Source organism: Nissabacter sp. SGAir0207 (assembly GCF_005491205.1).
Taxonomy (GTDB): domain Bacteria; phylum Pseudomonadota; class Gammaproteobacteria; order Enterobacterales; family Enterobacteriaceae; genus Chimaeribacter.
The window spans coordinates 3,563,399-3,578,334 of sequence record NZ_CP028035.1; the positions used below are offsets into that span (position 1 = coordinate 3,563,399).

A 14,936-nucleotide genomic window follows, 5' to 3' on the forward strand; every position below is an offset into this window, starting at 1 on the left:
GCGCACCTGCGGGGTGCCGAAAAATCAGACAAGCGCCATCCTAACACAAGTTTTTCACCGGCCACTGCGGCGTATATTGAGACTTTTTCAGTTAGCGTGTTAAACAGATCGGATGAGCAAAGCAGCGCCTTGCCAACCATACTGAGTAAATGAAAATAAATTCCAATTTCCTTCCCTTTTCCGCTTACAAAAGGATGCCCCATGGCTACCCCACTTCCTGTCAAACGCGGTAAAAAGCCCCGTGCCGCAGCCGCCAGCCCGGCCGCCACGGGCCAGGTGCAGTCGTTGACCCGCGGCCTGACGCTGCTGGAATTTATTGCCGCATCGCACAACAGCGTGGCGCTCACTGAACTTGCGCAACAGGCTGGCCTGCCAAACTCCACCACCCACCGTCTGCTGACCACCATGCAGCAGCAGGGGTTTGTACGGCAGGTGGGCGATCTCGGCCACTGGGCGATTGGCGCGCAGGCATTTATTGTCGGCAGCAGCTTTTTGCAGAGCCGTAACCTGCTGGCGATTGTGCACCCGGTGCTGCGCCGCCTGATGGAGGCCTCCGGCGAGACGGTGAATCTGGCGGTGTTCGACCACGCGGATTCCCAGGTGATCATCATCGATCAGGTGCAGTGCAACGCCCTGATGCGCATGTCCGCCCCGATAGGTGGCAAGCTGCCGCTGCACGCCTCGGGTGCGGGCAAGGCGCTGCTGGCGCAGTTCAGCGAGGCGAAGGTGAGTGAATTGCTGCACCGTACCGGCCTGCACAGCTATACCCACGCCACGCTGACCTCACCGGCGCACCTGAAGGAGGATCTGGCGCATACCCGCAAGCGCGGTTACTCCTTTGATGATGAGGAACATGCGCTGGGGCTGCGCTGCGTGGCTGCCTGCCTGTTTGACGAGCATCACGCGCCCTTTGCCGCCCTCTCGCTCTCCGGCCCGCTGTCGCGCATCACCGACGACCGCGTCACCGAACTGGGCGCGCTGGTGATCCAGGCCGCGAAAGAGGTAACGCTGGCCTATGGCGGCGCCCGAGGTTAGCGCCGACGGCAGCGTAACGGGGTTAACGCATTGCGCTAGCCCGTGCCCGCTTGCCGTGCAACCTGCCCAATTGCCTCCTACTGCTGGCTGAAACGCTGGCAGTGCGGATAGGCAAACACATCCTCAATATATCCCTGCCGGATGCGCTGTTGCAGGCTGCGCCAGTAGGCGGCGCTGAAGAGATCGGCGTGCAGCTCCTCAAACAGCGCGCGGTTACGGCGGTCAGCGCACAGGAAGTGGCGAAACTCCTCCGGGAAGACATCATTCGGCGCGACGCTGTACCACGGCTCGGCACCCAGCTCCTCCTCAGGGTGGCGCGGCGGCGGGATGTCACGGAAGTTCACCTCCGTCATGTAGCAGATCTCGTCATAGTCATAGAACACCACCCGCGCATGGCGCGTGACGCCAAAGTTTTTGAACAGCATGTCGCCGGGAAAGATATTGGCGGCGGCCAACTGCTTGATGGCGTTGCCATACTCTTCAATCGCCGCACGGCGCGCGGCGTCATCTGCCTGTGCCAGATAGAGGTTCAGCGGGATCATGCGCCGCTCCATATAGAGGTGTCGGATCAGCAGGCGATCGCCCAGATCCTCCAGCTTCTCCGGCACCTCTCGCCACAACTCCTCCAGCAGCGCCGGGCTGATGGCCGCCTTGGCTATCACAAAATTTTCATACTCCTGGGTATCGGCCATGCGCCCCACGCGGTCATGCTCCTTGACCAGCTGGTAGCAGTCCCGCACCCGCGCCGCGCTCATCTCCTTCTGCGGGGCGAAGCGATCCTTGATCACCTTGAACACCCGGTCAAAGGAGGGCAGCGTGAACACCAGCATCACCATCCCCTTCACGCCGGGCGCAATGATGAACTGCTCGCGATGCTGGACCATAAAGGCCAGATACTCACGGTAATACTCCGTCTTGCCATGCTTCTGGCAGCCGATGGCCATATACAGCTCTGACAGGTTTTTGCCCGGTAAGATTTCGCGCAGCCAGCCCACCAGCGCCGCTGGATGGGGCGCATAAACCATGAAATAGGCGCGGGCAAAACCAAAGACAATGCTGGCCTCATCCGGCTCCGTCAGGCAGGTATCGACAAACAGCGCCCCCTGACCGTTGTGATGGATCGGCAGCAACAGCGGCAGCACCCGATCGCCCAGACGGATCTTGCCCACCAGCCACGCCGCCTTGTTGCGGTAGAACAGCTCATTGGCGATCTCAATACGTGCGTCAGCCAGCGCCCGCCAGCCAATGCGTTTTTCCAGCACCTGCACAATGGCCGAAACATCCCGCATGAGATCCTCCCACGGCAGGCGCAGCGGCAGGGTGCCCAACAGCCCCTGAAACAGCGCGGGAAGGCCCTCACGCGGCATTAAATGACGATCCAGCGGCCGCGCCACCGTGTGGGTGCCCCCTTCAGGCTGGGAACTGAAGAGAAATAGCGTGTCCGGGGTGATCGCCCGATGGTGGAACAGCCGACAGTAGACGGAGTTGAAAAAGCTTTCGGCAATCTCATAACGCGGGTACTCCGGCAACAGCGTGGTGTAGATCGCCTTGACCCGGCCGATAAAGGCTGGCTCCTCCACCCGGCTGCCCACAATCTGATGCAGTTGCGCCACCACCAGCCCTACATGGTGGTCATAGAGATGGATGCGCTGCTTCATGGCGCGCTGTATGCCATGCCAGTCCGCCTGTTCAAAACGCTGCTGGGCACCGGCGGTGATCTCCAGAAAGCGTCCATACTGGGCATCAAACCCTTGCAGGATGGTGTGGGCGGTCAGGCTCTCGACGCTCTGCTCCATCGCTTTTTCCCTCGCGAGTGGGGAGGATTACCCTCCCCGCCGCATCAGAACTGCCGCTCTTCCGTGGAGCCGGTGAGCGCCGTAACCGAGGAGCTACCGCCCTGAATCAGGGTGGTGACCTTATCAAAGTAGCCGGTGCCCACCTCCTGCTGGTGCGAGGCAAAGGTGTAACCATGCTGGCCAGCGGCAAACTCCGGCTGCTGCACCTTTTCCACGTAGTGCCGCATCCCCTCCCCGCGCGCATAGGCATGGGCCAGGTCAAACATGTTGAACCACATGCTGTGGATACCCGCCAGCGTAATGAACTGGTAGGCATAGCCCATCTCTGCCAGCGCATCCTGGAAACGGGCGATGGTGGCGTCGTCCAGATTTTTCTGCCAGTTGAAGGAGGGCGAGCAGTTGTAGGCCAGCAGCTTGCCGGGGAAGCGAGCGTGAATGGCATCAGCAAACTGGCGCGCGGCGCGCAGATCGGGGGTCGAGGTTTCACACCAGACCAGATCGGCATAGGGCGCATAAGCCAGCCCGCGACTGATGGCCTGCTCAATGCCAGCATGGGTACGGAAGAAGCCCTCCGGCGTGCGTTCGCCATTGAGGAAGGGGTGATCGTTGGGATCGCAATCTGAGGTCAACAGGTCGGCGGCATCCGCGTCGGTACGCGCAACCAGCAAGGTGGGCACGTCCAGCACATCTGCCGCCAGACGCGCCGCCACCAGTTTTTGGATCGCTTCCTGCGTCGGCACCAGCACTTTCCCGCCCATATGGCCGCACTTCTTCACCGCCGCCAATTGGTCTTCAAAGTGCACGGCTGCCGCGCCCGCCTCAATCATGCTTTTCATCAGTTCAAAGGCATTCAGCACGCCGCCAAACCCGGCCTCAGCATCCGCCACAATCGGCAGGAAGTAGTCGATATACCCCTCATCCCCCGGCCCGATGCCGTTTGCCCACTGGATTTGGTCTGCCCGTCGGAAGCTGTGGTTGATGCGCCGGATCATCGCCGGTACGGAATCCGCCGGATAGAGCGACTGATCCGGGTACATCTGGCCGGCGGTGTTGCCGTCTGCCGCCACCTGCCAGCCGGAGAGGTAGACCGCCTCCAGCCCGGCTTTCGCCTGTTGCAGCGCCTGCCCACCGGTCAGCGCGCCCAGGCAGTTCACATAGCCTTTGCGCGCCTCACCGTGCAGCAGCCGCCATAGTTTTTCCGCGCCCAGCTGCGCCAGGCTACAGGCCGGGTTTACCGAGCCACGCAAGTTGATAACCGCTTCTGCCGCATAGGGGCGAACAATTCCCGCCCAGCGCGGGCTGCGCCACTGTTGCTCCAGCATCTCTGTCTGTTGGCTACGTGAAAGGGTCATGGCAAAGACTCCTTATATCAGGAAGGGTTACGCCAGCAGGGCGTAGCCGGGCAAGGTCAGGAAATCGACCAGCGTGTCTTGGGTGGTGATCTGCGCCATCAGGCGCGCCGCATCGGCAAATCGCCCGCTGTCGTAGCGTTGTGCGCCCAGCTCCTGCCGGATGGTCTCCAGCTCTTCAGCCAGCATCTGTCGGAACAGCGCTTCCGTTACCGGGCGTCCATCACTGAGGTGTTTTTGATGGTGAATCCACTGCCAGATAGAGGTGCGTGAAATCTCTGCCGTTGCCGCATCCTCCATCAGGCCATAGATCGGCACACAGCCATTGCCGCCGATCCACGCCTCGATGTACTGCACCGCGACGCGAATGTTGGCGCGCATTCCCGCCTCCGTGCGCTCGCCGTCACAGGGTGCCAGCAACTGGTCGGCCGTGATGGGGGCGTCCTCTTCACGCAGCACATCGAGCTGGTTCTGCCGCTCGCCCAGCGCCTGATTGAACACCTCCATCACCGTATCCGCCAGACCCGGATGGGCAATCCAAGTGCCATCATGACCGTTTGCCGCCTCGCGCATTTTGTCGGCCCGCACTTTCTCCAGCACTTCAGCATTGCGAGCCGGATCCTTACTCGGGATGAGGGCCGCCATGCCCCCCATAGCGAAGGCGCCGCGCCGATGGCAGGTTTTTATCAGCAGCCGCGAGTAAGCGTCGAGGAAGGGTTTATCCATGGTGACAGACTGGCGATCGGGCAGGACGCGCGACGGATGGTTTCGCAGTGTTTTGATATAGCTAAAGATGTAGTCCCAGCGCCCACAGTTCAGACCAACGATGTGGTCGCGCAGGTGGTAGAGGATCTCATCCATCTGGAATACAGCTGGCAAGGTCTCAATCAAGACGGTGGCTTTGATGGTTCCCCGTGACAGGCCCAGTCGATCCTCCGCAAAACTGAACACCTCTGCCCACCAAGCTGCTTCCTGCCAGGATTGGGTTTTCGGCAGATAGAAGTAGGGGCCACTGCCCTTCTCGAGCAGTGCACGGGCGTTATGGAAAACGTAGAGGGCAAAATCAAACAGGCAGCCAGCAATCGCCTCACCCTGCCACTGCACATGCTTCTCCGGCAAGTGTAGGCCGCGCACCCGGCAGACCAACACAGCGGGGTTGGGCTTCAATTGGTAGATTTTACCGCTCTCATTGGTGTAAGAGAGGGTGCCGTTGACCGCGTCACGCAGGTTGGTCTGGCCATCCATTATCTTGTCCCAACCTGGCGCCAGCGAATCTTCGAAATCTGCCATGAAGACCTTCACGTTGGCATTCAGCGCATTGATGATCATTTTGCGCTCGACGGGGCCGGTGATCTCCACCCGTCGATCGCACAGATCCGCAGGGATGCCACGAATTTTCCACTCTGTTTCGCGAATGGAAGCCGTTTCTGAAAGAAAATTGGGCAGTGCACCCTGATCGATCTGCTGCTGAACCTGTTGTCGCATCACAAGTAACTGGTTGCGGCGCGGCATAAATTTGCTCACCAGCTCGTTAAGGAACTGGATCGCGGGTTCCGTCAGGATTTTGCTGTCGCTCTCCCGGAACATGCGGGTGAAGTGCAAAGGTGAAGTCAGTGTGGGCTGGTTCATCACATCCTCCTGCTTATGCATCATGGTGTTAGTGGATAGTCGCATGTCGGGACAGCGAATCTGCTCGGGCTAAACATCAGCTACCGGGCAAAATTGATGAATATTCATCCGACCTTATTGAGCATAATCTAACCATTCCAAAATGCAAAAACCATTTCCATTTTATTTGTATTTCTTGGAAACGTCATACAAAGCAGTATGTTGAATGAGGTAATAATGCAGATGCGTTGGGAAACAGATCCCAGATTTTAAAAAGGGGAGTAGTCAGAGAGGTGGCAATGGAGGAGAGTGGCGCTGCGGCAACAAGGGGCTGCCGCAGCGAGAAAATCAGTCGAGCGTGGGGTTCATCTGGCGCAGATCAAACGGCGTGATCTGATAAACGTAGTAGTTCAGCCAGTTGGAAAACAGCAGATGACCATGACTGCGCCAGCTCGCTTTCGGCGGCAGGTCAGGGTTGTCATTGGTGAAGTAATTCACAGGCAGCACCGCCTCTACGCCCGCGGAGATATCCCGTAGGTATTCACCAGCCAGCGTGCCAGCATCATACTCTGGGTGGCCGGTAACAAACGCCATGCGCTTATCTTTAGTCGCGAACAGGTAAGCGCCCGCCTCTTCTGATTCGGCCAGAATATCCAGGTCGGTCAGTTCACGCAGCGTGTGCGCCGGGAAGTCGGCATAACGTGAATGGGGCGCCAGGAAGGTCTCATCGAAACCACGGGTCAGCAGCGCGTGTGGTTGCAGCGTCTGATGCTGGTACACGCCCGACAGCTTGGTTTCACGTGTCATTTTCGGCAAGCCATACAGCACGTTCAGTGCGGCCTGTACTGCCCAACAGACAAACAGAGTGGAAGTGACATGCTCCTTCGCCCAGTGAATGATGCGTTCAATCTGCGGCCAGTAAGCCACATCATTAAAATCGACCAGTCCTAATGGGGCGCCAGTCACAATCAGGCCATCGAAGTTTTCATTCTGCACATCTTCAAAGTTGCAGTAGAAATTATTGAGATGCTCAGCCGGCGTGTTTTTTGACTCACGGCTGTCGATGCGCAGCAACTGGATGTCGATTTGCAGCGGGGAGTTGGAAAGCAGCCGTAGAAACTGATTCTCAGTCTCGATTTTCTTCGGCATCAGATTGAGCACCAGAACCTTTAACGGACGGATCTCTTGTGTTTTTGCTCGTGAAGAGGTCATGACAAAGACATTCTCTTCACGCAAGAAATTCACGGCTGGTAACTCATCCGGAACCCGAATCGGCATAGCTTCTTTCCTCGCAACATACGTTTATACGTTTAGACTTCTAGATGCCCGAAGATAGCCAATTTAGGCCAAGTTGTCGAGCTTTCATGCGGTTTATGAAAATGTTTCACTACATTTCGCATAAGGATCTGACACGAGTAAATACGTGCTTAATAGCGCCAGTAGAGAGTAATAAACAGGCAGTTTTGATCGATCAAAGAGGATCTGAGAGAGGCCACGGCCAAGAGATAAACATGCTAAATGATGAAATAACGCGCAAATCATAAAGCAGTTGAGAGGAAAAGGCTACTTTTTGAACTCGATGGGTATCCATAAGACAAACAAAAAAGCCCCATGCTTATCGCATGAGGCTTTTCTGTTTTTTTGATGCCTGGCAGTTCCCTACTCTCGCATGGGGAGACCCCACACTACCATCGGCGCTACGGCGTTTCACTTCTGAGTTCGGCATGGGGTCAGGTGGGACCACCGCGCTCGTGCCGCCAGGCAAATTCTTTTTAAATGCCGAACATTAACCACTAAAAAACTGGTGCTGATACCCAGAGTCGAACTGGGGACCTCACCCTTACCAAGGGTGCGCTCTACCAACTGAGCCATATCAGCACGCTAAATTGGATGCCTGGCAGTTCCCTACTCTCGCATGGGGAGACCCCACACTACCATCGGCGCTACGGCGTTTCACTTCTGAGTTCGGCATGGGGTCAGGTGGGACCACCGCGCTCGTGCCGCCAGGCAAATTCTGTGCTCTGACCGCCCATCGGGCCATCAGATATCTGAACCAAGCTGAATATTGTGTCTCTGAAAACACCTTCGGTGTTGTAAGGTTAAGCCTCACGGGTCATTAGTACCGGTTAGCTCAATGCATCGCTGCACTTACACATCCGGCCTATCAACGTCTTCGTCTTAAACGTCCCTTCAGGGGACTCAAGGTCCCAGGGAAGACTCATCTTGAGGCAAGTTTCGCGCTTAGATGCTTTCAGCGCTTATCTTTTCCGCACTTAGCTACCGGGCAGTGCCATTGGCATGACAACCCGAACACCAGTGGTGCGTTCACTCCGGTCCTCTCGTACTAGGAGCAACCCCTCTCAATCTTCCAACGCCCACGGCAGATAGGGACCGAACTGTCTCACGACGTTCTAAACCCAGCTCGCGTACCACTTTAAACGGCGAACAGCCGTACCCTTGGGACCTACTTCAGCCCCAGGATGTGATGAGCCGACATCGAGGTGCCAAACACCGCCGTCGATATGAACTCTTGGGCGGTATCAGCCTGTTATCCCCGGAGTACCTTTTATCCGTTGAGCGATGGCCCTTCCATTCAGAACCACCGGATCACTAAGACCTGCTTTCGCACCTGCTCGAGCCGTCACTCTCGCAGTCAAGCTAGCTTATGCCTTTGCACTAACCTCACGATGTCCGACCGTGATTAGCTAACCTTCGTGCTCCTCCGTTACTCTTTAGGAGGAGACCGCCCCAGTCAAACTACCCACCAGACACTGTCCTCACCCCGGATAACGGGGCCGAGTTAGAACATCAAACATTAAAGGGTGGTATTTCAAGGTTGGCTCCATGCAGACTGGCGTCCACACTTCAAAGCCTCCCACCTATCCTACACATCAAGGCTCAATGTTCAGTGTCAAGCTATAGTAAAGGTTCACGGGGTCTTTCCGTCTTGCCGCGGGTACACTGCATCTTCACAGCGAGTTCAATTTCACTGAGTCTCGGGTGGAGACAGCCTGGCCATCATTACGCCATTCGTGCAGGTCGGAACTTACCCGACAAGGAATTTCGCTACCTTAGGACCGTTATAGTTACGGCCGCCGTTTACCGGGGCTTCGATCAAGAGCTTCGCGTTGCCGCTAACCCCATCAATTAACCTTCCGGCACCGGGCAGGCGTCACACCGTATACGTCCACTTTCGTGTTTGCACAGTGCTGTGTTTTTATTAAACAGTTGCAGCCAGCTGGTATCTGCGACTGGCTTCAGCTCCGGGAGCAAGTCCCTTCACCTACATGCCAGCGTGCCTTCTCCCGAAGTTACGGCACCATTTTGCCTAGTTCCTTCACCCGAGTTCTCTCAAGCGCCTGAGTATTCTCTACCTGACCACCTGTGTCGGTTTGGGGTACGATTTCGTGTTACCTGGAGCTTAGAGGCTTTTCCTGGAAGCAGGGCATCAGCTACTTCACCACCGTAGTGGCTCGTCATTGCGCCTCAGGGTTAACAAGAAAGCGGATTTACCTGCCTTCTCCCCCTACACGCTTAAACCAGGACAACCGTCGCCTGGCCAGCCTAGCCTTCTCCGTCCCCCCTTCGCAGTAACACCAAGTACAGGAATATTAACCTGTTTCCCATCGACTACGCTTTTCAGCCTCGCCTTAGGGGTCGACTCACCCTGCCCCGATTAACGTTGGACAGGAACCCTTGGTCTTCCGGCGAGCGGGCTTTTCACCCGCTTTATCGTTACTTATGTCAGCATTCGCACTTCTGATACCTCCAGCAGACCTCACAGTCCACCTTCGCAGGCTTACAGAACGCTCCCCTACCCAACAACGCCTAAGCGTCGCTGCCGCAGCTTCGGTGCATGGTTTAGCCCCGTTACATCTTCCGCGCAGGCCGACTCGACCAGTGAGCTATTACGCTTTCTTTAAATGATGGCTGCTTCTAAGCCAACATCCTGGCTGTCTGTGCCTTCCCACATCGTTTCCCACTTAACCATGACTTTGGGACCTTAGCTGGCGGTCTGGGTTGTTTCCCTCTTCACGACGGACGTTAGCACCCGCCGTGTGTCTCCCGTGATAATATTCTTCGGTATTCGCAGTTTGCATCGGGTTGGTAAGCCGGGGTGGCCCCCTAGCCGAAACAGTGCTCTACCCCCGAAGATAAATTCACGAGGCGCTACCTAAATAGCTTTCGGGGAGAACCAGCTATCTCCCGGTTTGATTGGCCTTTCACCCCCAGCCACAAGTCATCCGCTAATTTTTCAACATTAGTCGGTTCGGTCCTCCAGTTAGTGTTACCCAACCTTCAACCTGCCCATGGCTAGATCACCGGGTTTCGGGTCTATACCTTGCAACTAGACGCCCAGTTAAGACTCGGTTTCCCTACGGCTCCCCTATACGGTTAACCTTGCTACAAAATATAAGTCGCTGACCCATTATACAAAAGGTACGCAGTCACCCTGATAAATCAAGGCTCCCACTGCTTGTACGTACACGGTTTCAGGTTCTATTTCACTCCCCTCGCCGGGGTTCTTTTCGCCTTTCCCTCACGGTACTGGTTCACTATCGGTCAGTCAGGAGTATTTAGCCTTGGAGGATGGTCCCCCCATATTCAGACAGGATGTCACGTGTCCCGCCCTACTCATCGAACTCACAACTTGTGTATTTTTGTGTACGGGACTATCACCCTTTACTGTGCGACTTTCCAGACGCTTCCACTAACACACAAACTGATTCAGGTTCTGGGCTGTTCCCCGTTCGCTCGCCGCTACTGGGGAATCTCGGTTGATTTCTTTTCCTCGGGGTACTTAGATGTTTCAGTTCCCCCGGTTCGCCTCACTGCACTATGTATTCATGCAGAGATAGTGTGACGTATCACACTGGGTTTCCCCATTCGGGTATCGTCGGGTATAACGCTTCATATCAGCTTACCGACGCTTATCGCAGATTAGCACGCCCTTCATCGCCTCTGACTGCCTAGGCATCCACCGTGTACGCTTAGTCGCTTAACCTCACAACCCGAAGATGTTTCCATCAGGGTGTGATTATTTGAGAGACTCTCTTACATGCGCCATCTCTCAAGACTTCTACGGAGAGAGACAGGGCTGTAAGGTTTCAATTTTCAGCTTGTTCCAGATTGTTAAAGAGCAAATATCGTAAACCTGACTCGTAAGTCAGCTTTAAGATATCGGTTGATAATGTCTTTCACCCATCATCAGCAAGTGGCGTCCCCTAGGGGATTCGAACCCCTGTTACCGCCGTGAAAGGGCGGTGTCCTAGGCCTCTAGACGAAGGGGACACGTGGTCAGCTTCGCAGACGCTTTGCTCGTACATCTATCAGACAATCTGTGTGAGCACTGCACAGTCAAATATCTCTAGGTAAGGAGGTGATCCAACCGCAGGTTCCCCTACGGTTACCTTGTTACGACTTCACCCCAGTCATGAATCACAAAGTGGTAAGCGCCCTCCCGAAGGTTAAGCTACCTACTTCTTTTGCAACCCACTCCCATGGTGTGACGGGCGGTGTGTACAAGGCCCGGGAACGTATTCACCGTGGCATTCTGATCCACGATTACTAGCGATTCCGACTTCATGGAGTCGAGTTGCAGACTCCAATCCGGACTACGACGCACTTTATGAGGTCCGCTTGCTCTCGCGAGTTTGCTTCTCTTTGTATGCGCCATTGTAGCACGTGTGTAGCCCTACTCGTAAGGGCCATGATGACTTGACGTCATCCCCACCTTCCTCCGGTTTATCACCGGCAGTCTCCTTTGAGTTCCCGACCGAATCGCTGGCAACAAAGGATAAGGGTTGCGCTCGTTGCGGGACTTAACCCAACATTTCACAACACGAGCTGACGACAGCCATGCAGCACCTGTCTCAGAGTTCCCGAAGGCACCAAGGCATCTCTGCCAAGTTCTCTGGATGTCAAGAGTAGGTAAGGTTCTTCGCGTTGCATCGAATTAAACCACATGCTCCACCGCTTGTGCGGGCCCCCGTCAATTCATTTGAGTTTTAACCTTGCGGCCGTACTCCCCAGGCGGTCGATTTAACGCGTTAGCTCCGGAAGCCACGCCTCAAGGGCACAACCTCCAAATCGACATCGTTTACAGCGTGGACTACCAGGGTATCTAATCCTGTTTGCTCCCCACGCTTTCGCACCTGAGCGTCAGTCTTCGTCCAGGGGGCCGCCTTCGCCACCGGTATTCCTCCAGATCTCTACGCATTTCACCGCTACACCTGGAATTCTACCCCCTCTACGAGACTCTAGCTTGCCAGTTTCAAATGCAGTTCCCAAGTTAAGCTCGGGGATTTCACATCTGACTTAACAAACCGCCTGCGTGCGCTTTACGCCCAGTAATTCCGATTAACGCTTGCACCCTCCGTATTACCGCGGCTGCTGGCACGGAGTTAGCCGGTGCTTCTTCTGCGAGTAACGTCAATCGATAAGGTTATTAACCTTACCGCCTTCCTCCTCGCTGAAAGTACTTTACAACCCGAAGGCCTTCTTCATACACGCGGCATGGCTGCATCAGGGTTTCCCCCATTGTGCAATATTCCCCACTGCTGCCTCCCGTAGGAGTCTGGACCGTGTCTCAGTTCCAGTGTGGCTGGTCATCCTCTCAGACCAGCTAGGGATCGTCGCCTAGGTGAGCCATTACCCCACCTACTAGCTAATCCCATCTGGGTTCATCTGATGGCGCGAGGCCCGAAGGTCCCCCGCTTTGGTCTTGCGACGTTATGCGGTATTAGCTACCGTTTCCAGTAGTTATCCCCCTCCATCAGGCAGATCCCCAGACATTACTCACCCGTCCGCCGCTCGCCGGCAAAGTAGCAAGCTACTTTCCGCTGCCGCTCGACTTGCATGTGTTAGGCCTGCCGCCAGCGTTCAATCTGAGCCATGATCAAACTCTTCAATTAAAAGCTTGATGTGCTACACAAGGTAGCGATGCTCAAAGGTTACTGTTTGAATTTTACTTCAGTTAGTCACTCTTCAAGACTTAATATTTTGTGCATCCGAGAATGCTTGATATCGTCTTGTGAGTGCCCACACAGATTGTCTGATAAATTGTTAAAGAGCAGTGAGTTACGCGCTTTCGCTTGCTAACTCGAGGTGGCGTATATTACGCTTTCCTCTTTCAGAGTCAACATCTTTTTTCAGAAGTTTTTTCTCTTTCGCTCCGGTCGCTCTGTGAAGTGAATCACTTGCGCCGTGTCGATGGAGGCGCATTATAGGGAGTTCCGCGCAGGCCGCAATAGGTTTTTTGAAGAAAAATGCCTGTTTGCTGCATTCCACAGCAGATCGCGCCCTTATACCCTTTTTTACACAAACTTATCCACAAAGACGATCTCAGGCCAAATTTTACGGGCGCTGCGCAATCGTTTTCGCTACAATCCCTGCCGACATTAATGACGTTAAACTGGCTGCCCCCGTGGGGGCGTTATCTGAATCTTGCTCTTTATAGAGAGAGACAAGGGCAAAATTCACGTAACGCTCTTTATTGAGACTCCAAAGCCAAGGGATAAAACCACCATGCAACAACGTCGTCCTGTTCGCCGCGCACTGCTCAGTGTTTCTGACAAAGCCGGTATCGTCGAATTCGCCCAAGCTCTGTCTCAGCGTGGGGTTGAATTGCTCTCTACAGGCGGAACCGCCCGTCTGCTGGCAGACGCGGGTCTGCCGGTCACTGAAGTGTCTGACTACACCGGTTTCCCGGAAATGATGGATGGACGCGTCAAAACCCTGCACCCGAAAGTCCACGGCGGCATTTTGGGCCGTCGCGGTCAGGACGATGCGATCATGCAACAGCATGACATCTCGCCTATCGACATGGTGGTCGTTAACCTCTATCCCTTTGCCCAGACCGTGGCCCGCCCGGACTGCTCATTGGAAGATGCGGTAGAGAATATTGATATCGGCGGCCCAACCATGGTGCGCTCCGCTGCCAAGAACCATAAAGATGTCGCCATTGTGGTGAAGAGCAGCGACTACCGTGCCATCCTGCGTGAGATGGACGACAACGATAACTCCCTGACGCTGAAGACCCGCTTTGACCTGGCGATTAAGGCCTTCGAGCATACTGCCGCCTATGACAGCATGATCGCCAACTACTTCGGTACTCTGGTGCCAGCGTACCACGGTGAAACCCAAGAGCCGTCTGGCCAGTTCCCGCGTACCCTGAACCTGAACTACATCAAGAAGCAGGATATGCGCTACGGTGAGAACAGCCACCAGAAAGCCGCCTTCTATATAGAAGAAGAGATCAACGAGGCCTCCGTGGCCACGGCCGAGCAGTTGCAGGGCAAAGCGCTCTCCTATAACAACATTGCCGATACCGATGCGGCACTGGAGTGCGTGAAAGAGTTCAGCGAGCCGGCCTGTGTGATCGTCAAGCACGCCAACCCGTGTGGCGTGGCAATTGGCAGCTCCCTACTGGATGCCTATGAGCGCGCCTATAAGACTGACCCGACCTCAGCCTTCGGCGGCATCATTGCCTTTAACCGTGAGCTGGATGCTGAGACCGCCAAGGCGATCATCAGCCGCCAGTTTGTGGAGGTGATCATCGCCCCGTCAGTGAGTGAAGAGGCGCTGGCGCTGACGGCCAGCAAGCAGAATGTGCGTGTGCTGCGCTGCGGCGAGTGGAGCGGCCGCCATGCGGCGCTGGACTTCAAGCGCGTCAACGGTGGCCTGCTGGTGCAGGATCGCGATCTTGGTATGGTCGCCGCCCGTGACCTGCGCGTGGTGTCCCAGCGCCAGCCGACTGAGCAGGAGCTGCGCGACGCGCTGTTCTGCTGGAAAGTGGCGAAATTCGTGAAATCCAACGCCATCGTCTATGCGCGCGATAACGTCACTATCGGCATTGGTGCAGGCCAGATGAGCCGCGTCTACTCCGCCAAAATCGCCGGCATCAAAGCCGCGGACGAAGGGCTGGAGGTAAAAGGCTCGGTCATGGCGTCAGACGCCTTCTTCCCGTTCCGTGATGGCATTGATGCCGCTGCGGCCGTGGGCGTGACCTGCGTGATCCAGCCGGGTGGCTCTATCCGTGATGACGAAGTGATTGCCGCCGCCAATGAGCACGGCATCGCCATGCTGTTCACCGACATGCGCCATTTCCGCCACTAGTTTTTACTGCGGGTGCATGAGGCACCCGCCG

The 14,936-nt window shown here is 55.9% G+C and carries 6 protein-coding genes, 2 tRNA genes and 4 rRNA genes; 2 read left to right on the forward strand and 10 right to left on the reverse strand.

Translation table 11 applies throughout. From position 1 onward, the window contains the following. Positions 1-201 precede the first annotated feature (201 nt). A complete protein-coding gene (iclR, locus tag C1N62_RS15975; protein ID WP_137764561.1) occupies positions 202-1,035 on the forward strand; it encodes a glyoxylate bypass operon transcriptional repressor IclR in 834 nt (277 codons plus the stop codon). A 77-nt stretch (positions 1,036-1,112) separates the two neighbouring features. Here iclR and aceK read toward each other — a convergent pair whose 3' ends face one another. From aceK to C1N62_RS16025, 10 genes are all read right to left on the reverse strand, one after another. Beyond that, positions 1,113-2,831 (reverse strand): bifunctional isocitrate dehydrogenase kinase/phosphatase, encoded by a 1,719-nt coding sequence (gene aceK / locus C1N62_RS15980; protein ID WP_137764562.1) that lies wholly within the window; start codon positions 2,829-2,831, stop codon positions 1,113-1,115. 44 nt (positions 2,832-2,875) lie between these two features. Further along, positions 2,876-4,183: an isocitrate lyase gene (aceA, locus tag C1N62_RS15985; protein ID WP_137764563.1), complete on the reverse strand. Its 1,308-nt coding sequence runs from the start codon at positions 4,181-4,183 to the stop codon at positions 2,876-2,878. A 27-nt stretch (positions 4,184-4,210) separates the two neighbouring features. Then, positions 4,211-5,809, reverse strand: a complete 1,599-nt coding sequence (gene aceB / locus C1N62_RS15990) for a malate synthase A (protein ID WP_137764564.1) — start codon at positions 5,807-5,809, stop codon at positions 4,211-4,213. 327 nt (positions 5,810-6,136) lie between these two features. After that, on the reverse strand, positions 6,137-7,066 hold the full coding sequence (gene metA, locus C1N62_RS15995) for a homoserine O-succinyltransferase (RefSeq protein WP_137764565.1): 930 nt from the start codon (positions 7,064-7,066) through the stop codon (positions 6,137-6,139). Between the two features lie 368 nt (positions 7,067-7,434). Further along, a 5S ribosomal RNA gene (gene rrf, locus C1N62_RS16000) occupies positions 7,435-7,550 on the reverse strand. Between the two features lie 40 nt (positions 7,551-7,590). After that, positions 7,591-7,666, reverse strand: a tRNA-Thr gene (locus tag C1N62_RS16005). Between the two features lie 14 nt (positions 7,667-7,680). Next, positions 7,681-7,796: ribosomal RNA gene (gene rrf, locus C1N62_RS16010) — 5S ribosomal RNA — on the reverse strand. A gap of 87 nt (positions 7,797-7,883) precedes the next feature. Next, positions 7,884-10,793 (reverse strand): 23S ribosomal RNA (locus C1N62_RS16015). 211 nt (positions 10,794-11,004) lie between these two features. Further along, positions 11,005-11,080 (reverse strand) — tRNA-Glu (locus C1N62_RS16020). A gap of 81 nt (positions 11,081-11,161) precedes the next feature. Next, positions 11,162-12,702 (reverse strand): 16S ribosomal RNA (locus C1N62_RS16025). Together the 16S, 23S and 5S rRNA genes with 2 tRNA genes alongside form the textbook arrangement of a ribosomal RNA operon. Positions 12,703-13,315: 613 nt before the next feature. Between C1N62_RS16025 and purH the strand changes: the two genes are divergently transcribed. Next, the gene (purH, locus tag C1N62_RS16030; RefSeq protein WP_137764566.1) at positions 13,316-14,905 is read left to right on the forward strand and encodes a bifunctional phosphoribosylaminoimidazolecarboxamide formyltransferase/IMP cyclohydrolase; all 1,590 of its coding nucleotides are present in this window, start codon (positions 13,316-13,318) and stop codon (positions 14,903-14,905) included. The last annotated feature ends 31 nt before the right edge of the window (positions 14,906-14,936 follow it).

Excerpts from the sequence above, each read along its gene's own strand:
- iclR (WP_137764561.1), top strand. The coding sequence starts at position 202 with ATGGCTACCCCACTTCCTGTCAAACGCGGTAAAAAGCCCCGTGCCGCA.
- aceK (WP_137764562.1), bottom strand. The coding sequence starts at position 2,831 with ATGGAGCAGAGCGTCGAGAGCCTGACCGCCCACACCATCCTGCAAGGG.
- aceA (WP_137764563.1), bottom strand. The coding sequence starts at position 4,183 with ATGACCCTTTCACGTAGCCAACAGACAGAGATGCTGGAGCAACAGTGG.
- aceB (WP_137764564.1), bottom strand. The coding sequence starts at position 5,809 with ATGAACCAGCCCACACTGACTTCACCTTTGCACTTCACCCGCATGTTC.
- metA (WP_137764565.1), bottom strand. The coding sequence starts at position 7,066 with ATGCCGATTCGGGTTCCGGATGAGTTACCAGCCGTGAATTTCTTGCGT.
- purH (WP_137764566.1), top strand. The coding sequence starts at position 13,316 with ATGCAACAACGTCGTCCTGTTCGCCGCGCACTGCTCAGTGTTTCTGAC.